At 46.2% G+C, this 26,849-nt stretch carries 21 protein-coding genes; 15 read left to right on the top strand and 6 right to left on the bottom strand.

The genetic code is table 11. From position 1 onward, the window contains the following. Nucleotides 1-582 precede the first annotated feature (582 nt). Nucleotides 583-4,767 (top strand): hybrid sensor histidine kinase/response regulator, encoded by a 4,185-nt coding sequence (locus LZG73_RS07935; RefSeq protein ID WP_233847394.1) that lies wholly within the window; start codon nt 583-585, stop codon nt 4,765-4,767. 187 nt (nt 4,768-4,954) lie between these two features. Here LZG73_RS07935 and LZG73_RS07930 read toward each other — a convergent pair whose 3' ends face one another. From LZG73_RS07930 to LZG73_RS07915, 4 genes are all read right to left on the bottom strand, one after another. Beyond that, a complete protein-coding gene (locus LZG73_RS07930; protein ID WP_233847393.1) occupies nt 4,955-5,632 on the bottom strand; it encodes a phosphatase PAP2 family protein in 678 nt (225 codons plus the stop codon). A gap of 28 nt (nt 5,633-5,660) precedes the next feature. Continuing rightward, nucleotides 5,661-8,084, bottom strand: a complete 2,424-nt coding sequence (locus LZG73_RS07925; RefSeq protein ID WP_233847392.1) for an outer membrane beta-barrel family protein — start codon at nt 8,082-8,084, stop codon at nt 5,661-5,663. A gap of 62 nt (nt 8,085-8,146) precedes the next feature. Beyond that, nucleotides 8,147-9,418, bottom strand: coding sequence for a HAMP domain-containing sensor histidine kinase (locus tag LZG73_RS07920; RefSeq protein ID WP_233847391.1), 1,272 nt, complete (start codon nt 9,416-9,418; stop codon nt 8,147-8,149). Beyond that, nucleotides 9,415-10,089 carry a response regulator transcription factor gene (locus LZG73_RS07915; protein WP_233847390.1) on the bottom strand — a complete coding sequence of 225 codons (675 nt, stop codon included), beginning with the start codon at nt 10,087-10,089 and terminating at the stop codon, nt 9,415-9,417. Before LZG73_RS07915 ends, LZG73_RS07920 begins: the two co-directional genes overlap by 4 nt. A 240-nt stretch (nt 10,090-10,329) precedes the next feature. Between LZG73_RS07915 and LZG73_RS07910 the strand changes: the two genes are divergently transcribed. From LZG73_RS07910 to LZG73_RS07870, 9 genes are all read left to right on the top strand, one after another. Further along, nucleotides 10,330-10,605 (top strand): helix-turn-helix transcriptional regulator, encoded by a 276-nt coding sequence (locus LZG73_RS07910; protein ID WP_233847388.1) that lies wholly within the window; start codon nt 10,330-10,332, stop codon nt 10,603-10,605. A 100-nt stretch (nt 10,606-10,705) separates the two neighbouring features. Next, nucleotides 10,706-12,118, top strand: coding sequence for an NtaA/DmoA family FMN-dependent monooxygenase (locus tag LZG73_RS07905; RefSeq protein WP_233847386.1), 1,413 nt, complete (start codon nt 10,706-10,708; stop codon nt 12,116-12,118). Nucleotides 12,119-12,120: 2 nt separating this feature from the next. Then, nucleotides 12,121-12,897 (top strand): NADPH-dependent F420 reductase, encoded by a 777-nt coding sequence (locus LZG73_RS07900; protein WP_409014313.1) that lies wholly within the window; start codon nt 12,121-12,123, stop codon nt 12,895-12,897. A gap of 147 nt (nt 12,898-13,044) precedes the next feature. Then, nucleotides 13,045-13,863 (top strand): SDR family NAD(P)-dependent oxidoreductase, encoded by an 819-nt coding sequence (locus tag LZG73_RS07895; RefSeq protein ID WP_233847383.1) that lies wholly within the window; start codon nt 13,045-13,047, stop codon nt 13,861-13,863. A 61-nt stretch (nt 13,864-13,924) separates the two neighbouring features. Further along, nucleotides 13,925-14,821 carry an AraC family transcriptional regulator gene (locus LZG73_RS07890; protein WP_233847382.1) on the top strand — a complete coding sequence of 299 codons (897 nt, stop codon included), beginning with the start codon at nt 13,925-13,927 and terminating at the stop codon, nt 14,819-14,821. Between the two features lie 328 nt (nt 14,822-15,149). Beyond that, the gene (locus LZG73_RS07885; RefSeq protein WP_233847381.1) at nt 15,150-15,950 is read left to right on the top strand and encodes an SDR family oxidoreductase; all 801 of its coding nucleotides are present in this window, start codon (nt 15,150-15,152) and stop codon (nt 15,948-15,950) included. Between the two features lie 59 nt (nt 15,951-16,009). After that, a complete protein-coding gene (locus tag LZG73_RS07880; RefSeq protein WP_233847380.1) occupies nt 16,010-16,927 on the top strand; it encodes an AraC family transcriptional regulator in 918 nt (305 codons plus the stop codon). Nucleotides 16,928-17,464: 537 nt separating this feature from the next. Further along, nucleotides 17,465-20,350 carry an ATP-binding protein gene (locus LZG73_RS07875; RefSeq protein ID WP_233847379.1) on the top strand — a complete coding sequence of 962 codons (2,886 nt, stop codon included), beginning with the start codon at nt 17,465-17,467 and terminating at the stop codon, nt 20,348-20,350. Between the two features lie 195 nt (nt 20,351-20,545). Beyond that, nucleotides 20,546-22,399 (top strand): DPP IV N-terminal domain-containing protein, encoded by a 1,854-nt coding sequence (locus tag LZG73_RS07870; protein ID WP_233847378.1) that lies wholly within the window; start codon nt 20,546-20,548, stop codon nt 22,397-22,399. A gap of 39 nt (nt 22,400-22,438) precedes the next feature. On the opposite strand, the gene LZG73_RS07865 is transcribed toward LZG73_RS07870, so the two are convergent. Continuing rightward, on the bottom strand, nt 22,439-23,566 hold the full coding sequence (locus LZG73_RS07865) for a YafY family protein (RefSeq protein WP_233847376.1): 1,128 nt from the start codon (nt 23,564-23,566) through the stop codon (nt 22,439-22,441). Between the two features lie 13 nt (nt 23,567-23,579). Beyond that, nucleotides 23,580-23,972: a RidA family protein gene (locus LZG73_RS07860; protein ID WP_233847374.1), complete on the bottom strand. Its 393-nt coding sequence runs from the start codon at nt 23,970-23,972 to the stop codon at nt 23,580-23,582. A 584-nt stretch (nt 23,973-24,556) separates the two neighbouring features. On the opposite strand from LZG73_RS07860, the gene LZG73_RS07855 reads away from it, so the two are divergent. The 5 genes from LZG73_RS07855 to LZG73_RS07835 all read left to right on the top strand — a co-directional run bounded on the left by LZG73_RS07855 (nt 24,557) and on the right by LZG73_RS07835 (nt 26,797). Next, nucleotides 24,557-24,835: a hypothetical protein gene (locus LZG73_RS07855; protein WP_233847372.1), complete on the top strand. Its 279-nt coding sequence runs from the start codon at nt 24,557-24,559 to the stop codon at nt 24,833-24,835. Continuing rightward, nucleotides 24,835-25,137, top strand: coding sequence for a hypothetical protein (locus tag LZG73_RS07850; RefSeq protein WP_233847371.1), 303 nt, complete (start codon nt 24,835-24,837; stop codon nt 25,135-25,137). The genes LZG73_RS07855 and LZG73_RS07850 overlap by 1 nt, the downstream gene beginning before the upstream one ends. Before the next feature lie 31 nt (nt 25,138-25,168). Beyond that, nucleotides 25,169-25,405: a hypothetical protein gene (locus tag LZG73_RS07845; RefSeq protein WP_233847370.1), complete on the top strand. Its 237-nt coding sequence runs from the start codon at nt 25,169-25,171 to the stop codon at nt 25,403-25,405. A gap of 358 nt (nt 25,406-25,763) precedes the next feature. Then, nucleotides 25,764-26,174 carry a hypothetical protein gene (locus tag LZG73_RS07840; protein ID WP_233847369.1) on the top strand — a complete coding sequence of 137 codons (411 nt, stop codon included), beginning with the start codon at nt 25,764-25,766 and terminating at the stop codon, nt 26,172-26,174. 215 nt (nt 26,175-26,389) lie between these two features. Next, the gene (locus tag LZG73_RS07835; protein ID WP_233847368.1) at nt 26,390-26,797 is read left to right on the top strand and encodes a hypothetical protein; all 408 of its coding nucleotides are present in this window, start codon (nt 26,390-26,392) and stop codon (nt 26,795-26,797) included. Nucleotides 26,798-26,849: the final 52 nt, after the last annotated feature.

Below are 26,849 nucleotides of genomic sequence, written 5' to 3'. Positions count from 1 at the left end.
GAAGTTGAGGGGATCCCGTGATCTGAGCCCCTCCCAGGTTTTCAGACGGTTGAAAGTAGAGTTTCCGGTGTTTCTTGATGTAAATTAACAAATTCCTTCGATCTCGTACGACTCCTTGGCCGAGAGCCGAAGATCTTGAAATCCTTCTTGCAGGAGCAGTACGCTTGATATAATCTTTAACGGGATCTAAATAGTCTTGGCAGATCAACACATGCGCTAGGCAATTGTGACCGTAGAAAACAAACACTTGTTGACAAACAAAACAAGGTATTACGTATATATAATAGGGTTCAATTTTTTAATTCGCGCAGTAGTTAATGCTGTATTCCTATGCATTGTTTTAGCATGATGTAATCATGCCAATCACTATTAAATAAGAGATCTCTTAGCAAGGCTGTGCATTGCCCATAAAGAAATTAAGAGGCAAGTGGTATTTGGCCTAAATCGGTATTGAATTCTAATAATTCGTTTTATTGATCGAGAATGACTAGCTTACAACTAAAATGAATATTACAAGTAAATCGAAGTATTTGGACAAGCCATTGCGTCTTTAAACTGTCCACTTCAAATTTCAATCAATCCATGAAATTCCTTCTGTTTCTTTTTTTTCCATTGATTGTAATTGGGCAAAGTTCTGGCTTCCGTCAACTTACCACCAATAGCGGACTTTCTCAAAACCATATTGGGTCGATTCTGATGGACAAAAAGGGTTTTATGTGGTTTGGCAGTGATGATGGGCTAAACATGTATGATGGATATAGTTTCAAACATTATAAGCATGACAAAACGGATAGCGGCAGCATTGATGACAGCTACATTCAAGATATCCTTGAAGATAAGGATGGCGAGCTGTGGATTGCGACATCAAGCGGGCTCAACCGGTTTGACAGAGGCAAAGCTCGTTTTCAACATTATTTTAATTCCTCTGGTAAGCGAAGTATCAATGACATATTTCAGGATAAAAAAGGCAGAATATGGCTTGGCACAAATCACGGGCTAATATTATTTGATCCTAAAAAAGGCTCTGAAAGACTTTTCTTGCGCGTCGACAGAGATAAAAATAGATACAAGCCCCCAGCCAACATTTCCAGGATTATAGAGGATGATAAGGGAACATTGTGGGTAGGCACAGAGAACGGATTATACCGGTTCGATCCGGAAACCTTTAAATATGTAGCTTATCTCAAAGGCAGCGATAGCAAAAGTCTTCAATCCAGTTACATTAAGGCGCTTTACAAAGATCCGTCTGGCAGCATTTGGATCGGCACACACGGTGGTGGCCTGTCGCTTTTTAAACCAGAAACCAATTCATTCCGCACTTTCCTGAATAATCCCTCAGATTCGCTGAGTATATCCCATAACGACATTCTTTCAATTACCCAGAACCGCGACGGCACCCTCTGGATTGGTACCGAAAATGGAGGAATTAGTGTCTATAATAAATCGACGGGCCACTTTACAACGATCCGGCATATTGAAGAGGACAACACCTCCATCAGCGACAATTCAGTATATTGTATTTACAGGGACCGGATCGACAATTTATGGATTGGAACGTATGCTGGCGGGGTTAATTTCCGTCCCCGCTTTGGCAAAAAATTCACTTCCTACCGCAAAAATAACTACAGTAACAACAGCCTGAGCAACAATCTGGTCCTTGCAATATGCGGGGACTTTGACACTGACAAGATCTGGATTGGGACCGACGGGGGAGGGCTAAATTTATTTGAAAGAAAAACCAGAAGATTTACCTCCTATCAGCACAGTGGGAGTAACAGCAACTCGCCTAGCAATGACTATGTAATATCCATTATCAATGTATCAAAGGATGTGCTTGGCCTTGCATATCACATGGGTGGTTTTGACTTTTTCAACATCCGTACCAGGAAATTTGAGCACCACATGCCAAAGCCGAATGATTCGTTAACGCTTTCAACGGCCGATGTAAACAATATCTTTAAAGATCGTAACGGTGGAATCTGGCTGGGAACCTGGAAAGGTGGCCTGGAATTCTATGATGTGAACACTGGTAAGGTAAAGCACTACCGGAATGATCCGCTGGACAGCACCAGCATCAGCGGAGATATTGTCACCAAAGTTTTTCAGGATTTTGCTGGCAAGATCTGGGTCGGTACATTCGAAGGGCTAAACCTATTTGATCCGGTAAAAAGAAATTTTAAGAGGTATCAGCAAAACGCAAAGGCCCTGAATTCAATATCCCATAACAAGATTCAGACTATTCAGCAAACCAGTGATGGCACTTTATGGATTGGGACATTAGGGGGCGGACTTAATCGTTTTGACCCTAATAAGAAGACATTTACGGCGTACACCGAAAAGGATGGGCTACCCAGTAATGTGATCCACGGAATTTTGGAAGATAAAAAAGGTCACTTATGGCTTAGTACAAACAATGGGATCTGTGAATTTGACCCCAAGTCCAAAACATTCCGGAACTTCGGCAGGTTAGATGGACTGCAAGGAAACGAGTTTAAAAGCAATTCTTTTTTTAAGACTGCTGACGGCCAAATGTATTTTGGGGGTGTAAGAGGGTTTACCACATTTTATCCCGACAGACTGATTGATAACACCTATATCCCCCCGGTTTATCTCACTGATTTCTTGCTCTTTAACAAACAAGCTTCCATCGCTCCAACCTCGCCGCTCACCTCACATATTACAGAAGCAAAAGAAATCAATCTAAGCTATAAGCATTCGGTCATCTCTTTTGAATTCGCGGCTTTGAATTATACTATGCCCGAGAAAAACCAATATGCTTACCAGTTAAAGAATTTTGACGCTAACTGGATTTATAGTGGAACGTCCAGGAAAGCAACCTATACAAATTTGGACCACGGGGACTACGTTTTTCAGGTTAAGGCAGCCAACAATGACGGATTGTGGAATAATGAAGGCGTGCAGATAAAGATTCACATTGCCCCGCCTTTCTGGCAAACCCTCTGGTTCAGGGTCCTAGCAGTAATGATTGGGCTAGGATTAATTTACCTCGTCTATTGGTTGCGCACGCGTGCAGTTAGGGAGCAGAAAAAGTTATTGATTCAACAAGTTGAAGAAAGGACAAGGGAGATCATTAAACAAAAGCAGGAACTGCTAAGTCAGTCGGACCGGCTGGTCGAATTGAATGACAAATTGTGGGTCCAGAATAAGCAGGAACAATTAGCCAGGCAAGAGGCTGAAAAAGCAAATATGGCCAAAAGCGTATTCCTGGCTACCATGAGCCACGAAATCCGTACCCCTATGAATGGGGTTATAGGAATGGCAATGCTGCTGTCACAAACGGAGCAGACTGCAGAGCAATCTGAGTATACCGAAACAATTATAACAAGTGGCGACAGTTTACTAACCGTTATCAACGACATCCTTGATTTTTCCAAGATTGAATCTGGGAACATGGAGCTGGAAATGATCAGTTTCAATCTGAGGGATTGTATTGAGGCAGTTCTTGACTTATTTTCTGCAAAGGCTGCGGCAATTGGCATTGATCTGGTTTACGAAATTGATCCCCAGATACCCAGCCAGATTATCGGCGACAGCCAACGACTAAGGCAAATCTTACTGAACCTGGTTGGAAATGCAATCAAGTTTACCAATCAGGGAGAGATATTTATAAGTGTAATTCTTTCGCAGACTTTAAATGATCAGGAGATGGAGCTCCGCTTTGCCGTTCATGACACCGGGATCGGTATTGCTGAGGACAAGCTCCACAAACTTTTCGTTGCTTTTTCGCAGGTGGATTCTTCGCATTCAAGAAAGTACGGAGGCACGGGCTTGGGCTTGGTTATCAGCCAACGGCTCGTGAACTTAATGGGAGGCGAAATCGGAGTAGAAAGCGCTATAAATAAAGGCACTTGTTTCTATTTTACAATTATTGCAAAGGCGAGTTTGCAGGCCACAAAACAATATGTCCTTTTGGATTCAGCAGGAAATGATGGAAAATCTGTTTTGATTGTAGACGATAACCTGACCAACCTGCGGATTTTGCAGCTCCAAATGGAGCAATGGAAGCTCGTTCCCAGTCTAGCTTCTTCGGCAGAGCAGGCTTTGCAGATCCTTGAAGGAGGGGCGTTGTTTGAGCTTGTTATTACCGATAAGCAAATGCCTCAAATGGATGGAATAGAACTTGCCACAATAATCAAGCACAAATATCCGTCACTTCCGATTTTTCTGCTTAGTTCTATGGGGGATGATTCGGGCAAGAACCGCAAAGATTTATTTGCAGCAGTGTTAACCAAGCCTGTTCGTCATAATGATCTGGGCAGAATGATTCAGATGGAGCTTAAAGCGCAGCAGACACTTCTTCCAGCTTATGAAAGAGCTACGGCCGACCTGACTACGGATTTTGCAGCGATTTATCCGTTGCACATTCTTATGGCCGAGGACAATGCCGTCAATGAAAAGCTGTTTGCAAATATCTTAAAAAAGCTAGGCTACAACCCGCTGATCAGCAGAGATGGCATTCAAGCATTCAGGATGGTAATGGCTGACGCCTTTGACGTTGTATTTATGGATGTTCAGATGCCGGAACTGGATGGCCTTGAAGCCACGCGCTGGATCCGTGATAAAGCGGTCGATCAGCCGTTCATCATTGCCATGACAGCAAACGCTATGCGCGAAGACAGGGACGCATGTATTCAGGCCGGTATGGATTATTACATATCTAAACCCCTGAGACTTGAAGAGATAAAGGGTGCATTAATGAAAGCTTATCTTAACAAGAAAGAAAGGTTTGCCAGGCACTCACTTTAACCATCGATGCCCATGCTGTGCTGCTAAACGTTGCAAATATTCTTGCTGCCAGCTGGCTGTCCGGATTTGCAAAGCTATTACGCTCTCACCAGTTTTGCACTCCATATTGTTAGGACAGACTAGCTGCTCAAAAGCAGGAAAATCTTAGGCAATTGGAAGCCCGCATCGAAGCTGCTCTCGAAGCACATCAGTAAATCAGTTGATGTTTTCGCCCTGCCTTCCCCCACTTGTACTGATGCGTCCAGTACGCCACTCTCATCGATAAATATCCAATGCCTGCGCCTACGAGCACGTCGCTGATGTAATGCCGGTTGTTGGCCACGCGCAGCAACCCTACAGATGATGCCACCGTATAGGAAGCGTAGGGCATCCATGGGTAGCGGTCTTTGTACTCTTCATTTAAAAAAGTGGCTGCCGCAAAGGCCTGCGTGGTATGGCCGGACGGAAACGAATTGTAGGTGCTGCCATCAGGCCGAAGCGTGTGCGCAGCCGATTTTAAAAGCGTGGCAGTTGTCAGTGCCATTGCTTCTCCTTTGATCAGGATCACAGTGCGGTTGATGATATCGGTTTTAGAATGCACGCCCAAGCCGTCAAGGCCATAGGCAACTACCAGTGGAGAAAATTGAAGATAGTCGTCGATTTTAGTGTGAAAGCGGGGAATAAGATGGTTACGCTCTTCGGCCACTTCGTTTCTGATCGCTTCCTCAGAATGCCCAGTTGAAAGCAAACCACCGATAATCAGCGCAGCGGGCGGGTAAAATGCCTGAATTGTGATGGGCCTGCGGGCAGCAATTGTGTCTTCCGGCAAAATTGGAGAAGCCGCAACCCAGTTTGAAAATAAGAAAACGATTATTAGTGTACGCATAATCAGTGGTGATAGTAGTGAATCAGGGTTAAAATTTGAAACTATAACCAGCCCGAATAAGTTGGGTTTCGTAGTAGTCGCGACTGGTATAGTGAAAGCCGTCCCCAAAAATTGTTTTGCGGACAACGAGCGTTCCGAAAAGATCGGTTGCATTCACAAACAGCTCGCCTTTATGCAGCTGACGTTTTGCGCCTGCATCAACGGAGAAGCGGTAACCGGTCCGGCCTTGCGGGACAATGTCGGGTGCCTGATAGATAACTGCTACCTGCAACTCGGTCTTCTTTCCTTTTAACAATGCATTGACTTTCGTACTTCCGGAAGTTAGCTGCTGTCTGCCCGCACTATACACCGAGCGGACCGGATAAAGGTTTTCCACTGAAAATGCATCAATGCTGTTGTGATAAACATTACCATTCACATTCAGTGAAAACCATGCATTCAGGTCCTGTTGCCAAACAAGCTCACCGCCTGTATTATAGCTCTTGCCTGCATTTTGAAAAATATTGTAGATCAGCGTAGAGCTTGGTACGGCAGTGGCCGCCACTGTGGTCCCGATCCGTGTAATGGTTCCATTAGTCTGCTTATGATAAGCAGCTACATAAACTGAACCGCTGGCCCAGCTCGTTTTGTAACCTGCTTCCAATGAGCTGGTGAATTGCGGTTTGAGCGCGGGATTGCCAATTTTAATGATCTCGGCATCGTCATATTTTGGGAAAATACGGATGTCCACTTCGTTAGGCCGGTCGACGCGGCGATTATAGAAAAGCGAAATTTTATTATGCTCATCAAACTTATAAGCCAAACGCACATTCGGGAAAGGCTTGGCGTAGGAATAACCATCGCTTTTATAAGTCGGGTGGGAGGGGTTGACCGTGTATCGCAGGTTAATATACTCAACCCGCAGGCCCGCTTCCAGCTCGAACTTGCGGTTCTCAAAAACATAGTTGCCATACAAGGCAGGGATTGTTTCCTTATAGTTGGCCCAGCCAGCAGCGAGGCTGTCGAGAGGCGAGTTCAGGCCTGGAAAGAACTGCATATTGGTCGGTATAAATCTTCTGCGCAGCTTTAATCCCCCTTCAAAACGTCCATACCGTAGCGGTCGGATGTAGTCTGCATTCAAATCGAACACATTCTCATCCGAAAGCAGCTTGAATGCATCCTGACCAGTAAAATCGGGCATAATGTTGGTAAAAAAATACTTTTCATCTTCGCGGTGGAATGTATAGTTGAAGCCGACATTCAGTAGGCGGCCAGGCTGCGCATATTTGTGCTGGTAGGAAGCGGTCGCGGTTACTGTTGTTTTCAATTCATCTTCCAAAAACTGCCATAAGCGCCTGCGCCGCATAAGATCTGCATTGAAAAAGGGCTGGTCTCCCCGGTCCAGGATCTTCTCGCTGCTGAAAAGCGCAGAAACTGACAATGCATTCTGCGCATTCCAATTCCAGTCAACACCCGCTTTGGATGTGATCACATTTGTGCTGCGGTTTCGCTTTAACTGCTGCCGGATCGTGTCGCCCGAATCATAGTAACGGTCTATAAATTCATTCTTATTGAGCGTGGGTGTGTGCAGGTAATCGCCTTGGAAGAAAATGTTGATCTTCTCTTTTTTGTAATTCAAAGCTACCGAGGGGTTTAGTTTCAGCGTGTTTCGGGACTGCGGGCGGATGCCTGGCAAATTCTCTTTTCGTACCCACAGTGCGCCCAATCCGGTAGTAAAGCCGATCTTTCCGTTGAAACCTTCCTGTTTGTTCTTTTTGTAAATGATGTTGATAATCCCCGCATTGCCATTGGCATCATACCGGGCCGAAGGGTTGTTGATGATCTCGATCCTTTCTATCGCTGATGCAGGAATGTTATCCAGGCTCGTTTGGTTTCCAAAACCAGTCAATGCAGTCTGCCGGCCATCGACCAGCACGGCGACCTTATCACTGCCGCGAAGCATCACCTTGCCATCTTCACCGGCTGTAACGCCCGGCAGGTTTTTGAGCGCCTGCAAAACAGACCCGCCGCTTTGGCTCAGGTTTTTACTTATATCAAAAACTTTACGGTCGAGCCGGGCATCCACGCCATCGGCCTGCGCGCCGGTGACAGTTACTTCATTTAAAACCTGGGCGTCTTCGCTCATTTCAAGCACGCCCAGATCAAGGAAAGCGCTCAATGCGCCTACCGTTATAGGTGTTTTTAGTGTTTGAAAGCCCAGAAAAGCACATTCTACAAAATAATTTCCCGGTGCAATATCGGTCAATGTAAAACGTCCATCAGGAGCCGTGATCGTGCCTGTCACGAACGCGCTGTCCTTTTCGGTTTTCAAAATGATATTGACGAAAGGCATCATCTGTTTTTTAGGCAGAGAAGAAACTTGGCCCGACATCGTGACCTTGCTTACCTGCGCCTGGACGCTTTGCAACGCTGCTAGTAATGCGAGCAGGATTAATGATTTTTTGAAGGCCATTCAGATTCGTTATTTGGATCTGATGGTGAAAGTCCGGATTGATTTGGAAGAAATTTAGAATTTTAAAAGAGGACTGTAAAATGGTGATGTCCACAGTCGAATTCATAGGTGATCTGCCAGCTGTACCGCTCGCAGATCTCACGGGCGATTGCGAGTCCAAGCCCGCTACCGGCGTGCTCAGAAGATGCCTGTGCAAACCGCCGGAAAAGGTTTTGCTCATCAAGAGCAGATGTGCCCGTATTTGCAAATATTAACTTGCCCTGGTCGGCGCGTACAGAAACGCTGCCACCTGCCGGGGTGTAGCGCAGCGCATTCACAAGCAAATTTGTTAACAGAATTTCCAAAAGCATGGGGTTGGCCTGCAAAGTCATTTCACCAACTTGCTGGGTATAGCGAATGCCGCTGCTTTCAAACCGGTCCGCGAATTGTGCGCTCATTGCAGTAAGCAATGTAGGCAGGGAAATGTCCTGCTGCCCGTCAAACTGTGCATGCTCGATTTTTGCCAGAAGCAAAAGGTTTTTATTGATCCTTGTTACGCGGTTAATAGCCTGGTAGGCATCTTCGAGGATCTGCATTTGCGGCTGATCCAGCGAGCGGCTTTGCAGCAGCAGATCGAGCTTGGATTTGACAATTGCTAATGGCGTTTGCAGTTCGTGGGAGGCATTTTCGGTAAATTCTTTTTGCTGCTTGTACGAGGCAAGACTTGCTTCCATGAGCCTGTCGAGGCCCTGATTCAGGTCGGCGAATTCAGTCACTTGTGAATCAGGTAATGTTGCTGGTTTGCCGCCTTCCAGCTCGAATGCTTGCAAACTGGCTAATGTTTCATAGAATGGTCGCCACACACGCAGCGAGGTCTTGCGGTTTAGGTAAACAAAGCCTGCTAACAGCAGGATAAAGAAGAAAATGGTGACTGCCGCGATGGCCAGGATCGTTTCGTCGATTTCCTCCATATTCGTTTCGATCAAGACGCGGAAGCGTGTTCCATTCACCTGGATGTCGGTCATTAGGCAGCGAAACTGCTCACGGTCGTTCATGAAAGTATCAAACCGGATGAGCGTGTAGGTGCTGTCCGGACTCGGGGCTGCGGCTTCGTTGAAGGAAAATCCGGGCTGAACTTTATCGAGCACAGTGATCATGTCATTTACTGCGCTGTCTGGCAGGTCCAGACTGGTCAATCGTTTCTCAAGTTTTTCCCGGATCGCGTAATGGTGTTTATCCAGTTCATTTTCCCAGATCCAGTTAATGGTCAGGAAATAAACGGGAATGCTTACGATCAGCACAACCAGCGTGTAAATCACCAGTGGGCGAAGGCTTTGGTCCAACAGTTTTTTCATCCTTCCCATTTGTAGCCTGTCGCGTAGATCGTTTTAAGATAATTACCGTAACCAGCCTCGCTCAGCTTTTTTTTAAGGTTTTTTACGTGCGCATAAACAAAGTCATGGTTGTCGAACATATCGGCAATGTCGCCCGACAAGTGCTCAGCTAATGCGCTTTTTCCTATCACACGATTTTTATTGCTGATGAAAAATAATAGCAGGTCCAGCTCCTTGCGAGTTAATGAGACTAGCGCCCCATGGACAGTTACGACCCTTGATGACAAATCCACTTTCAGCTCATTTTGCAGCACATTGTTCTGATTGGCAAAACTCCTGCGACGGATAACCGAATAAATGCGCGCTGCAAGTTCGGGCAAATGGAAGGGTTTAGCCAGATAATCATCCGCGCCTGCATGCAGGCCCCTGATTTTGTTTTCGTAGTCGTTTTTGGCTGAAATAATGATCACGCCGTCTTGCTGCCCCTGTTCTTTAAGAATGTTAAGAATATCCAGCCCATCACCGCCAGGCAACATTAAATCCAGCAGGATACATTCATAGCGGTATAGCTCGACTTTTTCCCTTGCCTGCGCCCATGTGCTAGCATATTCGCACAGGTAATCCTGCGCGGCCAGATAGGCCCCAATGTCGGCAGCAAGTTCGGGTTCGTCTTCGATGATCAGGATTTTCATGCAGGTAATTTACCGTTATGATTTGGAATTCTTTTAGAAGAGAATCCTAGACTTGCTATGTCATCAACAGCTGTTACATCCGGCAATAGATTTCATCTATGAAATTTGCAGATGCCGGTATTTTACACTTGCTGCCTAGTTCCACAAACTTCACAGATTAATTGGCAAGGAAAGAACTATTTCAGCAAACAGTCAGTTATCAATACATAAACGAATGCGCATGTATTTAAAGTTGTGAATATGGATACGAAATCACTTACGAAAATGGCAAAGTCGCTTAGCGACCCCCACCGTCTGCTCCTGCTTAAAGAAATAGCAAAGGGAACAAACAGAGGGTGCGCTGATCTATTTGAATTTGTTCCTATTAGCCAGCCGTCCATGTCACAACATCTAAAATCGTTGGCTGAATCAGGATTGATTGAGTCGCATAAGGAAGGGCGAAACATGCGTCTTGCCATTAATGATGAAAAGTTGGAAGAATTAACCAGCTTTCTGCAATCCCTGAAAATAGCCTAAATAGATTCCGCCCACTGAAATCAGCATACAGTGGGCTTAATTATGCTAAAATACATAAACGTTTGCTTATGTATTGATATAATTAAAAGTACGCATCGTATTGAGTGCAAAAAAAGTAAAGCGTGTAGAACCAGTATTAATTAGAAATCCAATGATAGATTCTTCAACGAAACAAAACAATAATCTTTCCACTTCAAAGAAACAGATGCTGATCGGCCTGCATCTGGGCAACGGGTATGGTTCTCAGCCTGGGGCGTGGCGTATGCCGGGAGTCGATCCTGAAAGTTATACGAGTTTTGACGCCAGAGTTAAGCAGTCCCAAGCGGCAGAGCGCGGAAAATTTCAATTTATTTTTTTGCCTGATGGGCCCGGTGCTGTGATGTCCGATATCGCAACAGAATCGCCAAACTTCAACCTCGATGTCATGATGACGCTTGCCGCAGTGGCACGGGAAACAGAATATATCGGCTTGGTTGCAACAGGGTCTACCACATTTAATGAGCCTTTTAATCTGGCAAAGCAGTTCAAGGCGCTGGATATTATGAGCCACGGGCGGGCAGGATGGAATGCTGTAACATCAAGCGGAGACGATGTTGCTGCTAACTATGGGACAAAGATTCCGTCTAGTGAGGACCGTTATGGCCGTGCCCATGAGGTTATCCAATTGATCCAGGCCCTGTGGGGCAGCTGGGGAAAGGACGCCTGGGTGCATAACCAGCAGACCGGCCAGTTCGCAAAGAAAAATCAAATACTACCCATTCATTTTCAGGGGAAATATGCAGGCTCGCGCGGGCCGCTTTACATTCCTCCGTCCGAGCAGGGCCAACCCATCGTCTTTCATGCCGGTGGCAGTCCTAATGCACATGAGCTCGCAGGACGTTTCGCCAATGCGGTCATTGGGTCAGCCTTTACCATCCAGGACGCGCGCGCGCAGCGCCATGCGTTCAGGGAGGCAGCCAAACGTTACGGGCGTGATCCTGACGAGATCAAATATATCCCTGGTTTAATGACCACCATCGCCAAAGACAGGCGCACAGCACTCGACCGCCGGATTCAGCTAACCCAGCATACGTTCCGTCAAAGAGTAAGCTATCTGCAACAAATGCTCAGTATTCCACTTGATGCAGCCCTGCTGGACCAGCCACTTTCAAAAGAGAAGCTGGCTGACGCCCGGCCTTCCCGTTACGATCCTCGCTCTTCCCATGCTTTGGAGATTGCAAAAGAAGGATGGAGCCTGAAAGACATATTGGCCCACGGTGTGATCGACTATCACCCTGTGATTGTCGGTCCAGGCATTGAAGCAGCAGATCATATGCAGGCATGGTTTGAAGCAGGTGCAGCGGATGGCTTCTGGATCTCTCCGGACGTGAATGCAGATGGGATTGACGCATTTGTAGATGAGGTAGTTCCAATCCTTCAAGAGCGCAGATTGTTTCACAAAGATTATGAAGGTAAAACCCTGCGCGAGCATCTTGGAGCGCCGGATCAATATGGGATCGATCCCCGTGTTTAATTATGATAATTAAATCTAAAAAAATGAAAATAGGAATAATAGGCACCGGTGCTATTGGGGGCACGATAGCAAAAAAAATGGTGGCGGCAGGTCACCAGGTTAAAGTCAGTAATTCAGATCAGGGCGATAAACTTAATGTGCGTGCTTTGACATTAGGTGCGTCACCTGCAACAATAGAAAATGTTGTAAAAGATGTAGATGTTATCATTTTGTCAGTTCCAACAGTAGCCATTCCAGCATTACCGAAAGATCTGTTTGCAAACGTTCCGGAAAATGTGATCGTGGTGGACACTTCCAATTACTATCCTTTCCGTGATGCCGATATTGAAGAGATCAAGAATGGAAAAGTGGAAAGTGTTTGGGTATCCGAGCAATTGGGAAGGCCTTTAATAAAGGCATTCAACAATTTATTGGCAGAAACACTCGAAAATGGTGGTAGGGAATCTGGTGCCAATGACCGGATAGCAATGGCCATCGCCGGTGATGACGCAAATGCAAAAAAAACTATCGCAGGATTAGTTAATGATGCAGGCTTTGACGCGGTGGACTCTGGTGAACTATCTGAATCGTGGAGACACCAGCCGGGCACACCGGCCTACTGCACAGAACTTAATGCCGGGGAATTAATACAGGCGCTTTCAGATGGCATTAAAGAAGAGGCACCTGCTATAAGGGATAAAGCAATTGCTGGACTTTCTTCGCTGCAAAGCTATCCAGCCCATCCCGATGTAGTCAAGTTCAATAGGGCATTGTTTGAAAAGAATCCTAAATCTGTTTGAATGAAGCAGCATAAGGCCAGTTTACGATCCAAGAGCTAACACACTGGCGGCTTTTAGTAAAATCGTTTCACTATTGCCGACTTTTGTATCATAAACCCTGTCATTAGTTAACAGAACTTTGCCTTTATAAATATCGAAAACAAAATAATGGCAAAAACAATTTTTATAACTGGCGCATCCCGAGGGTTTGGCCGGATTTGGGCAGAGGCATTTTTACAGCGTGGCGACAATGTCGTTGCAGCTGTTCGTAAGCCTGAAACAATGACCGAGCTTACAGAAGCATTTCCATCAAATCTCTTGGTATTGAAGCTTGACGTGACAGACAAAAAAGCAAGTTTCGAAGCGATTGAAGCTGCCAAACAGTATTTTGGCCGGATCGACGTGTTAATCAATAACGCAGGGTATGGACAAATTGGGGCCGTGGAAGAGTTAAGCGAGCAGGAAATTAGGTCACAGTTTGAAACGAATGTCTTAGGTTCCCTGTGGACTATACAAGCGGTTTTACCGATTATGCGCGAGCAAAAGTCGGGGCATATCATTCAGCTTTCAAGTGCGCTGGGTCTGAATACGGTAACCTTTATGGGACTATACAGTGCGACCAAATTTGCACTTGAAGGTCTGACCGAGACATTAGCTGCCGAAGTGAAAGATTTTGGGATTAAGGTATCGCTATTGCAGCCAGGCCCTTATGCCACCGACTTTAATGGTTCGGATTCTCTTGCCACAAGTGAGTCGATCCCGGTTTATGATGGCATGAAAAAAGTCTTTTGGGAGAATGCTGATGCGGGAGACTCAGGCAACCCAGCAGCAACGGTCGATGCACTCTTCGCTTTGGTGGATGCCGAGAATCCGCCATTGAGGTTGATATTAGGTAAAATTGCTTTGCCATGGGTGAAACACACCTATGAGCAGCGCCTGAAAACATGGGAATCATGGCAGGATATTTCTGAGGCAGCACATGGTTAATGGAAGCTAAAAATGAACGGAATCCGGATTTGCCGGGTTCCGTTTTTATCATTGAAAAACCATGAAACATTTCAAAAAAATAAGCGACTTGCATGAAGCACTGGGTGTTAAGCCCCCCGAACATCCGCTTTTTAGTGTCATGTATGGTGAGCGGGACACCTGTGATGGTAATCACGAGGTTGAATTTATTTCACCATTTTACATCATCGGTTTTAAAAAATTGAGATCAGGCAGCATGCTGTATGGAAAAACACAATATGACCATGACCGTGGAGCAATGTCCTTTGTAAAGCCGCAGCAGAAAGTGACATTTAAAAATGTAGAGTTACAGGAAAAGGGATTTCTAATTATAATCCACGAGGACTTTTTGCCTGGAACTGCCATTTACAACGACATTAAGAAATACAGTTATTTCGATTATGAAGTTAATGAGGCATTACACCTCTCACCGGCCGAGGAAGCCATTATATGGAATTTGTATTTCAGTATAGAAAAAGAGCATTACAACAATCCTGATGAACTCAGTAAGGCCATTATTGTAAGTCATCTGGATTCCATGCTTAAGTATGCACAACGTTTTTATAAAAGACAGTTTATTAATCGGACGCAGTTAACCGGTTCGACAGTGACTAAATTCAATGCATTGCTTGCGGCTCACTTTGATGAAACTAAACCAAAAAGCGCCAGGCTTCCCTCAGTGTCAAACCTTGCCGATAAACTCAATATATCTCCCCGTTATTTAACCGACTTACTTAAACAAGAAACCGGAAAAACGGCGTTGGAGTTAATTCATCTTTTTTTAATCAACGAAGCGAAAAATCTTTTGACAGAAGGGGAGCTTAATGTATCGGAGATTTCGCAGTTACTTGGCTTTGAAAACACCACATACTTTTCCCGTCTGTTTAAAAAAGAAGTGGGAACCGCTCCAAATAAATTCCGAGACAGTCTTTTGAAGTAACCTGCCTGCCTTTTCCGCAAAGTTTTACAACTTATATAGAGAGAGAATCCGATGGTTTGTTAGACAGTCGCCATCTATCCGTGCCTGTTTGCCAGCTATGGCTGTCCGATCTAGCGCCCCGTAAGTAGCAAAGTAACGTGTTATCTGAGCCGATGAATGCAACGTGTTGGAAGTCTTGTCAAAAGATTTTCATAAAGAACATTGGAGCATTTTATTCTTCATTTTAAGTGAGATAGCGGACCATTTTGGCTACAACAATCACCACATCCGCTACAAGCGCCAGCCGCGCGTTGCGGAAATTTGTCTCTCGAAAAAACAAGTTAGACAAATGACAAAAACGATTTTTATTACCGGTGCCTCGACTGGGATTGGACGGGCTACGGCCATATTGTTTGCGGCCAAAGGCTGGAAGGTGATTGCGACCATGCGCAAGCCTGAAAATGAAACAGAACTCAATGCGCTGGATAATGTAACGGTGCTGCCCCTCGACGTGACCAACCCGGTGCAAATCCGTGAAATCACGCAGCAGGCACTCGCTTTGGGCGATATTGATGTGGTATTTAACAATGCGGGTTATGGATTGTTCGGTGCCTTGGAAGCGATGACCGACGAGCAGCTGGTACAGCAAATGGACACCAATTTTTTCGGTGTCGTGCGGGTGACGCAGGCCTTTATTCCGTATTTCCGTGAGCGAAAAGCGGGACTTTTTATCACTACCGGCTCATCGGCAGGGCTGATGGCTTTCCCGGTAAGCTCAATGTACGATGCCAGCAAATTTGCGCTGGAAGGCTGGGCGGAAAGCTTGTCTTATGAGCTCAATGAATTTGGAATTGGGATTAAAACCATTGAACCAGGATTGGTGGCGACGGAAATCGGAGCGAAGTCGGTGTTTGCCACACACCCGGCTTACGAAGCATTGACGAACAAATTCACGGCGATGCTGGCACCCGACAAAGCTGCGACGACTTCTGAACAAATCGCCGAAGTGGTGTACGGCGCGGCTACCGACGGGACCAACACATTAAGATACGTTTGTGGCGACGATGCCAAAGAACTCTACGCCCAGCGCCTAGCTGCGGGCGACGAGGCTTTTAGGGACGGGATCAAACAAATGTTAGCCGCTGTTTAAACCAAACGGTCTGCCGGTGCAGGCTGGAACGATTTGCGCCGGCAGACAATTATGTCATTATGAAAAGGGAACATCTCAAACCGCGCGTGTACCGCTCAATTGGCGAAATGCAGCGTGCATTCGGCCTGCCGCAACCTTTGCACCCGCTGATCAGCTTGCTCGATTTCAATAAGGTGAAGATCACGGCCGAAATGCTGGCCGATACTTTTGCCATGGATTTTTACAACATCACCTACAACGAATCGGCGGGCTGCCAGATGCGATATGGGCAGACCACCTACGATTTTCAGGTAGGCGGAATGTTTTTCTCCTCGCCGGGTCAGCCGCTGACGGGGATTCAAGTGGCAGAATCGACCCTCGGATTTACCTTGCTGGTCCACCCTGATTTCCTCAGAAACTATCCCTTGGACGCTAAAATGAAGCATTATGGCTTTTTCTCCTACTCGGTGACCGAGTCGCTGCATTTGTCTGACAAAGAAAAGTTGATCATCGAGGGCATTGCAAGCAACATCGGCGATGAGCTCGAAACGGCGATCGACGACCTGAGCCAGGATGTGCTGATTTCGCAGTTGGAGCTGATGCTGAATTACAGTCAGCGGTTTTACAAACGCCAGTTTATTACCCGTAAACCGCTCAATAATGCACTTCTTGAAAAGCTGGATTTGCTGTTGCAAAACTATTTCAATGATGAAACTGCATTGCTGAAAGGATTGCCGAGCGTACAATATCTTTCCGACGAACTCCACGTTTCGCCCCGCTACCTGGGCGATATGCTCCGCGCACTGACCGGCCAGAATACACAGCAGCACATTCACAATAAGCTTATCGAAAAAGCAAAGGAAGTGTTGACATTCAGTGATCTGACAATAGGGGAAATCGCCTACCAGCTCGGTTTTGAGCATCCGCAGTCTTTTAGTAAGTTATTTAAATCCAAGACAAACTTTTCCCCCCAGGAATTCAGAGCAAGCTTTAATTAAGAAAGGCAGGCTATGAAAAACACGCTAATAAAACTCCTACCGTCACCTGGCGGGAATGCCTTTCTGGATGCCAGCTTTCCTGGTGAGAACCCTTCCGATTTTTTAGCACCTTTGCCGGCACTCGCATTTTGCATTGCATTTAAGAGTAGCTGATCAGCTAGTTTTAGTTCAGCGGATTCGGGAGGAAGCCCTAATAAACAATGGATCTGCCTGGGAAAGCAATGGCTTAAAACCTGGATCCCGGCCATTTGCAATCGCTTGGCATATTTGACAGATCATCATAGCCTTCATATTAGTGGCTAACTCGGCAGCAGTATTCTATCTACGAATGACAAAGAAGATATTGAAGATGGAAAAATTAAATACAAAGTTGCCTTGAACCAATTGATAAATTGACGCCAGCCACTAATCGGTTACGCAAAGCCTATGCAATGTTGCAGAAGTATTAAAATCAACGGAGTGCTGGAAAAAGTTGAGATAAAAGACTAGGCGTTCGCCATCAAAAGTTTTATCTTTCTTGGTAACCTGCTTAGGCGTATGAAGCTGCTGTGCTATGTTTTTATGCTCATGTTTGTATTCAATGGGAGCAGTTGGGCCGATTCCATTCCGGAATCTGTCCTCCGTGTCAACCAGCTTCCGCCTTCCGGTTTGTTGCTGGACAAAGGTTGGAGATTCCAGGCCGGAGACGAGCCGGATTGGGCGAGGCCTGAATACAACGATAGGGATTGGCTGCCGATCAATCCCACGTTGGATATTTATAAAGTGCAACCGATTTGGAAGGCTCCCATTTGCTGGTTCCGGTTGCATTTCTCGGTAACTGACTCGCTTTCCCGAAAATCCCTCGCCTTGCTGATCGAACAGACGGGCGCATCAGAAATTTACTTCAATGGACGACTGCTGCTCCGGGTTGGGAAAGTAAGTCCGTTACCCAGCCACGTACAAGCAGAAACGCTGCCAGACCAGCTACTTCCGCTGCCGCTGACCGCTGGCGGGGACCAGGTACTCGCCGTCCGTTTTGCCTTGCAGCGAAATATTCCCTACATCCAAATGTTAGGTCGGGGAAATCCGGTGCTGCGCCTGAAAGTGCAGGAAGTGCGGGCCGCCAGCCAGGCGTTGCAGGTCAATAATAATAAAGGTTTCGATTGGTTCAGGGCAGGTATTTTTTTCATGCTGGCAATTCTGCACCTGGCCTTTTTCTGGTTCTACCCGGCCCAACGGGCCAATCTGTATTTCTTTGTATATGCCTTTTTAGTGGCTTTGTCTACCGTGGCGGGCATTCAGGCGGAGCAGGCTTACCTGGTGGAATCCAAGATGTACCTGTTGATTTTAAGACTAACGACGGGTATTTTGCCGAATACTTACTTCTTCCTGTTGGCTCTATACAGTTTGTTTGGCTTTCGGAGGGGCATTATCTTCTGGTTCCTATCGGCCGGTATGCTGGTGCTGTTTTTACTAAAACTTTCCTACCAGGATGATTATCTGAAAAATTTCCTGTTTGTCCTGGCCGTGTCTCTGGAATCCATGCGGCTTGCCTATCTGGCCATTGAAAAAAAGCAACGCGGAGCCAAGCTAATACTTTGGGGCGCAACCAGCTTTTTGGTTTTCTTCTGCCTGTTCCGGTTAGTCGTTTACGGGTACTTACCGGCACCGGTCATCTACCAGGACTGGCTCTTTAACATCAGCTTTATAAGTTTACCCGTTGCCGTTTCACTTGTGCTTGCCAAAGACTTTGCATTTATTAATCGAACCTTAGGCGCAAAGGAACGCGAAGTGGAACAGCTCTCACAGAATGTGCTCATCCAGCAACGGGAAAAGCAGCAGTTAATGGAACTTCACGAACTCCGAACCCGCTTCGTAGCGAACATCTCCCATGAGTTTCGCACACCTCTGGCCTTGATCCGGGGGATTACTGAAAAACTCATGCGCCAGGAAGGTGCGGCTAGCGAAAGGCAAATGCATTATCAATTGATTGATCAAAGTGCCGCGCAGTTATTGGGCATGGTGAACCAGCTGCTGGATCTTTCCCAACTTGAAGCGGGTAAGCTTACGCTCCACACTGAGCCAACAGAACTAAGCATGTTTCTGAGAAGACTTGCCGGCTCCTTTGTTTCTCTTTTTGAAAGCAAGGGAATTGTTTATGAGTATTCAGTTCCACTACAACCTCTGTGGGTAGCCGTGGATGGCGCCAGGTTAGAGCCAATTTTATCTAACCTGCTTTTCAATGCGGCTAAGTTTACGCCCGGCGGCGGCGCGGTAAGGTTTGCCGCCAGATTTGACTTGCTTGATTCTGAGCAAATGTCGTTGCAGCTGGTCGTGGAAGATACGGGTATCGGCATTGCCCTTGCTGACCAGGAACGCATTTTCGACCGTTTTTATCAGGTCGATACTTCGGCAACCCGCTCCTACGAGGGTAGTGGCCTCGGCTTAGCCATCGTCAAAGAGTTGGTTGACCTCTATAATGGATGGATACAAATTCAAAGTGCAATCGGCAAGGGAACTACCTTTACTGTACAGCTGCCACTATTCCTGGTTGCAGCAGAAGCTCCTGCTCCTCAGGCCCCACTTTCTGAAATATCTGCCGAGCCGCAAGTTCCTCCGCTTCCGGCAGCGACTTCTACGATTGCTCCAAGTAAAAAACCGTCAAACATTCAGTTGCTGGTGGTGGAAGACCACGTCGCGCTCCGGCAGTTCATGCGTGAAACACTGGCCGTACATTACACCGTTGATGAAGCTTCAAATGGGTTGGAAGGTTACGAAAAAGCCGTCAAGCAGCTGCCCGACCTCATTATTTCAGATGTAATGATGCCTGGGTTCGATGGGCTCATGTTATGCGAAAAACTCAAAACTGATCAGCGAACCTCTCACATTCCAATCATCTTACTCACCGCAAAAGCAGGAATGGAAAGCAAGCTGCAGGGATTGGTAAATGGCGCGGACGAGTATATGACCAAACCTTTCAGCCTGGAAGAACTTCATCTTCGGGTGAAAAATCTATTGGAAAGCCGCCAAAAACTTCGCGAGAAATACGCGCGGCAGATCACACTCCAGCCGACAGAAATTACAGTTACCTCTACTGACGAACAATTTCTTCAACGAGCCCTTGCCTTGGTAGAGGAGCAAATGTCAAATCCTGCTTTCGACGTGACCGATCTGAGCCGTGGCGTGGGCATGAGCCGCTCTAACCTACACCGTAAGTTAACGGCGCTGACAGGCCATTCAGCCAATGCATTTATCCGCTCCGTCCGCTTGAAAAGGGCAGCTTACCTGCTGGAACGAGGCTATGGCAATGTAGGTGAAGTAGCTGCGCAAGTAGGTTTCAGCAGTCTGAATTACTTTGCCAGGTGCTTTCGCGAAGTCTACGGCAAGAACCCGTCTGAATACAGCCGACCTGAAACTCCCATCGACATTAACCCTTTATCCTAGCAAAATGCCGCGCCAATTGCTTCTGCCACTCATTTGAATCAGAACAATTGTGCCAAAAAACAGAACAGTTGTTGCATGCGCGAAATGTCGCTGCTTGTTGTAGATCCGTGCTCAATGAATGGCGATCACCGGCTTACGTTTGGTCTTTGGTATCTAATAATGTGATTCCACCCAAACCATTAACCATTATTCAGCATGAAGAAGTACTTGTTGATTGTTTGCCTGTTCTGGATTGATTTTTTCATTCTTCAATACACCGATAGACCAGCTCCATCATCCCACGGGCACGCCTTTCCTGAGCCATCCTATCAACTGGCTTTTGCTCATTTTGGGCCACTTAATACAGACATCTTCATCGCCAATGCAGACGGAAGTAATGCCAGGCCCCTGCTTCCCCACGCGGCACTCGACTACAATGCTTCGTTTTCCAACGACGGACAATGGGTCATATTTACATCCGAGCGAAATGGGTCAGCCGATATTTTCAGGGTTCATCCTGATGGGACGGGCTTGGAACCATTGATTAGCCATCCTTCTTTCGATGACCAGGCCAGTATCTCTCCCGATGGGAAGCGCATTGCCTTTCTTTCCAGCCGGGCGGGCAATACGGATATCTTCACCTTAGATCTGGTCAGCAAAAAGGTAACCAATTTAACGCATTCCCCCGGCGGTGATTTTCGCCCGGCCTGGTCAGCGGATGGGCAATGGATTGCCTTTTCTTCTGACCGGGATTCAAAAAAACCCATTCCGGACAAAGATTTCCGAACGCTGCATTCCACGGAAATTTACACCATGCGCTGGGATGGGAGCGATTTAGTGAGACGAACGAGCCAGGATGCATTTGTGGGAAGTCCTTGCTGGTCGAAGGATGGCAAGCAATTACTGGTGTACCAAACCACCCTGGAAGGTGTCAGAAAACTAACGACCGTACAGCCAAAGCTGAGAATAGGAGCCAGTTCCGAAATTGCCATAATCAATCTTTCAGATCAGTCCATTGTACCGGTTCCGGCAGACAGCGGCGCTTATTTGTCACCTCAATGGTTAGCCGACGGAAGCATTGCCTACGTCAGGGCAACAGCCCCCGGCAGCATTGTTTTCGGGAATGGCCACCTGAGTTTAGAAGGTGAATTTAATCATCCGCGCTGGTCGGCGGATGGCAAAAAGATGCTTTTTCACCGGGAACAACAACACGCCTGGCCGCCTATGTATCCGTTGCACAGTAACGCTCCCCAGTTTGCGTTGCTTCGCTCGGGTGTGTTTCCGTCTTTTTCTCCAACTGCGGGAAACCTGCTGATTTGTAATGATAAAACTGCGGGCGCCTTACATAATCAAATTCTCCAAATCAACACCGATGGAACCGGTAAGAAAATACTGTTTGGCGATTCGGTAAAGAGTGCCCTGGCGCCTGTATGGTCGCCGCAGGGAGATCGGATCGCATTTGGATTCGGCAACTTTTTCCAAATGCTGAAAGGCCGGGCGACAGCCGACATTGCAATCATTGATCAGGACGGGACCAACCTGAAAGTATTGACCGATGGAAGTGGAAACTATGGCTTCCCATCGTGGTCGCCGGATGGAAAAAAGATCGTGTACCGGGCCTCGACCGAAAATTCGAAAGGACTCTTTATCCTCGACGTCGCGACGGGCAAGTCGACGATCCTTACACAGGATAGTCACGACAATTTCCCCGCGTGGTCACCAGCAGGCGATGTAATTGCTTTTACCCGGAAAGCCGGAAATAATTATGATATCTATACAATCAAAACCGACGGCAATCAGCTTCAACGTTTAACGACGGATCCCGGTAATGACGCGCAGTGTTCCTGGTCGCCCGACGGAAAATGGATCGCATACAGCACGGCCAGCAGCGGCTTTAAAGATGAATGCCCGCTCTACCCATTCAACCCGCAATCGTACGGAGAGATAGGTGTCATGCGGGCGGATGGCTCTCAAAAGATGATGTTGACCGATAATCAATTTGAGGAAGGAACCATTGGCTGGATGCCCCTGGGAAAGCTTCTTCAAAAGACCCATGCTTCCCGCAAGTAGCTTAGTAACTGATTTCAGTTACATACAGATTTTGTCATACTAATTTTTCCGGCCAGTTTGAGATTCATTTTTAACAAAAGAATCATAGGCCTGTTGTGCAAGCTCCGCTAAATGTCCACGCAATGACATGGGCTCAACAATTGAAATGGCTCCGGCAAATGGTAATAGCCAGGTTGCAAGATATGGGAGTGAGCCTACAAAAAACAAAATCTCCATGCTTTCGTCAGGCAAAATCTGTTCATACGCCCAGCCATATTGGTGTTTTGTATCATGAAGATGCTGTACCTGGGCATTTGATATCATTGACGGGTTAAACCGGATCACAACTTTTTCTTTATTATTTTTTCCAGCTTCGCTGATCCAATATTGCTGGAGTGTTTCCGTGCGCACAGAGAACAGCTCACCCGAAACATCAAGAGTACTGATACGGTCCAGACGAAAATTTCGAAATGCCTGCCGCAGGCGGCAATAGGCGACCACGTGCCAATGTTGACTGAGATACAGGCCTATCGGCTCAATCTCTCGAACAGTAGGCTCACCCGTCTCTGCGGCAAGATAGCCAATGCGAACAACCCGGTTCGCCGTAACGGCGGTTATTAATTGTTGATACGTATCGGGTCGATCGGATGCACTGGCAGGTTCCATCACATGTATATATGGCCCAACTGTTTCCAGGTGGTCGCGGTCTGAATGCCTGAGCGCTGCCCGCAGCTTGTCCATTGCAGCGCCGCTAAGCTGAGCAGTGGCGACATCGGTTAGTCTGCAGGCAAGCTTTTCAGCAGTAAGGAGCGCTATTGCTTCCTGGCGTGTGAACATAACGGGAGGAAGACGGTATCCCTCCAGCATCGAATATCCCTTTCCTTCTTGCGTCACAATGGGAATGCCCGCGCTTTCAAGGGTTCTTATATCGCGGTAAATTGTGCGGGTACTTACCAAAAAGCGATTTGCCAATTCTGTTGCAGTAACGGTCCGTTTCGTTTGAAGCAGTGTAAGCAATGCGATCAGTCGTGACAGGCGGGTAGTTTCTGAATCATTCATGGCCCAGGTTTTCTTTGTCGATTTCGGATCCTTAATTACAATTTTTAATTCGCATTCAACAATTTTCGGATCCGTTGTTAAAAATATTACCAGAAGCCAGGAGCCGGATTTCAGGCTCCTGGCTTTCATTATACCAAGATAATTACTTAACTACTGTCGCCTCGAGTTCAATGGTAAGCCCACCAAACAAACCTTTCACTTCCAGCATGGTAGTGGCTTGTTTGATGCCATGCTTCGCTATCCAGGCTTGGTAAGTTTGTATGCAGTCAGTGAAAAATTCTTGTGTCGAGGTCGTATAGACATTTAGTTTGACAATGCCACTCGTCTCATACCCGGCCTCAGCGATAAGCTGCTCCAGATTCCGGATCGTTAACGCTAACTGTGAATTCATGTCAGCGGCTAGAGGCTGGCCATTTGCATCAATGGCAACCTGGCCAGAGCAATAAAGTGTTCCATTTGGCGCCTTAATTTCGACTGCCTGTACTGAATTTGTGTACTTACCCCATTCCCATGGGTCTGTTGTGTTTTTTTCCATCTTTGCTTGTGGTTAAACTAATTTTGCTTTTGTTTCTACAAAGCTCGGATGGCGAAGTGACAGCCTTATGTCATACCGTTTTATTTAGTGCAAAGTATTTTTGGCCCGCATTAAAATTCACAAAGCCGCATGTTACCATTTGTTAACCTTGCCGGGCGCTTGTTGCTTTGCTTTAATTTGGCGCTGCAATCTCTGTCAGGCTATTGCGGGGTCCGGTCTTCCGGATGCGGAGCCTTTCCGCAGCAAAACATCTTGCTGTCACCTATTTACAAAGTCTGACTGCAAAGCAATGGCAGGTCTGCCTGCCTCAGATTGGTTTTCGACAACCACCCAGAAGTATCCGCTGAAAGAATGCGCTCACTTCTTTGTTGCAGATTGTGTGGCGGCCTGCAATAGGCCGCCAATTTTTTATCAGATCTAATCGTGCATCTGCATGAATTCCTTGATGGCGCTGCGTAGCTGCTTCTCTGTCAATCCGCTATACTTGATTTGCATCAGCTTGGATTTATCAGCATCCAGTTTTTTGAGCTTCCAGTACTTTGGATGGGCAATGCCGATTGGCGGGTGGAATTGTATCTCTGAGGATGCAGAGACTCGGCTCGGGCAATATTGACGACCAGGCTGGCCTTAATGAAGAATTTTTTGGCTCCCTGGGCGGTGCCAAAGCCTACGTAAAAGGTCATTTCAAATCCGGCGCTGAATATTTCTCATCAAACCAGTCAGCAGATCCTGATAACATTCTGCATACAATAATTGACAAAATCACTTATATGATTCTCAGACAGCATTATGTTATTGTTAACCGGTGTTTTCACTGGATGCTTCTTTGTAAATTTACCATACCATCACACACTTATGGATAATGGTCCACGAAAAGATCTTTACAGTGCCGGCGGGCGGACAGGTTAAAATTATTGTCAGGGGATACTTCTCTTACAAGCAGGCCCTGATCGGGCCATTTATTGAAATTTGGGTAAAGCAGTATATGCAGGCCAATTTTTCTAATCCAGGCGAGCTAAACTTGCCCAGGTACGGCAGTTTGGAAAAAGATTCGCATGTAAATATTAGGGAACTGGCAGTCAGGGCGAGCGGCATTACCAATGAGCAGTTTGACCAGGTCATTAGTGAATTCGATCAGATCACCAGGTCTTCTGTTTTGTTTTGACAATATTAAAATAATTAATCCAATACAAGCCATGGACGATCAGCAACAAGGCCCAAATCAATCCTGCGAGCAGGAAGGTCCCGGACATTTTTCAAATTTAGATTTATCACGACACATGGGTGGATCACTTGCAGCAGTTTACAGCCAGCTTCTGCATATCGAAAAACGAAGCTTTTTTCAAATACAGCCAAAAAGTACAAATACATCGGGGGATGTACGAGAGCCTTGGTATTTGCCTAGAATTCCAATTACTGACAATAATTTATAGAGTGCAGCTAGCAGCTATGATTACAGGCGCTTGGCTGGCTCCGGATGCAACGAAAAGTTCAGTGAATTTCAGAAACGTATATAGCATCAGGTTCAAATATCTTAATCTTGCTTGCATTCAAGATATTGTAATTTTTGCAATCGAAATTAAAAGAACTGATATCGTATGAAAAAACAAACAAGGCAGCTGTCTGGATCAATATACCGACAAGATCGATGAAGACAATATGGCGAATTAGGGTGCAGAACCGCAAACTAAAAGGGAACTACCATTAACTCGTTAATTGTCAGGAGCTGAGTGCTAAGGTTTTATGTTTGCAATGCCATCTGGACGAACCAGAGGTTGCAAAACCATAGCTATGAAAAATATAAATCTAATCAGCAGCCTAAGCACCAGGCTTTTAAAATCGGCGATCCTGATCGCCATGCTAACTTCAACAATTTCATTTGCATCGTCAGCAGCAAAGGCGGAAGGCGCCATTGGTAAAAAACATGCCTCAGGCAAGCATACCAAAAGTTTAGGCCAGCAGATCAGTCAGTTAATCAACGTGGAGAATACAGATTTGGCGCGTCTGGAAAAGGGGATTGTAATCGTCAGTTTCCTGGTCAATGATAAAAGCCAGCTTACCCAAGTCGTTTCGCACAGCCAGATTCCAGCCACTGATCTTTATTTAAAATGGAGCCTGGAAGGCAAGAAAGTAGAAATGCCCTCGGGGCGCCCAGGTCTGGGGCAACAATTTGTTAAACTCAGATTCAGCATAGATAAATAGTTGGTTTGGATTCATAAAAAAACCTGGCAAGTCAGAACTTGCCAGGTTTTTTTATGGCTAGGTGTTTGCCGTTGTTATATTAATCCGTGGCATGACCACTTCGGCAACGAATCGAACGGAGATGTCCTCGCCCTGGTCATTGATGTAGTAAGCCCGAATACGTGATGATTCTGGCAAGCTTTTTATAGAGGCAAGCCGTTCCCAAAATAATAATCATGAAAATATTTAAATTTATTGCTATAACAGTTTCAATATTAGGTTTTTACATTCCAGTATTCTCCCAGGTCCACATTATTGAACGCATCCCAGACGAGTCCTACATTTCCAATTGGAGCCCGGTTTTTCGAAAACTGATTGTTTCTTACGTACAGCTTCCCGGTGACTCTTTGGAATATAAAAAAGTGGACATTTATGTGCAATACAAGCCTGGTCCCAACTTGCCAATTGTTGATGATTTGTCTAAATACAATGATTTAATTCGATTTAGATATCTTGGCGCAGTCCTTATTTTAACGGGTCGAAGGTTCAATAGAATATTGGACGACAGCGTTTTAGGAATCGAGAATTCAAATCTTACCATTCAAGATCAGCTTCTTAATAACGAAATGATATCCACCAGATAGTAAAATCAGGGCATTTGTCGCCCCCTGTATGACCTCAGATCGGAAGGGTTTT

The sequence above is a fragment of the Dyadobacter sp. CY326 genome, assembly GCF_021390515.1.
Classification (GTDB): Bacteria; Bacteroidota; Bacteroidia; order Cytophagales; family Spirosomataceae; genus Dyadobacter.
This window is presented reverse-complemented; position numbering and strand designations above follow the sequence as displayed.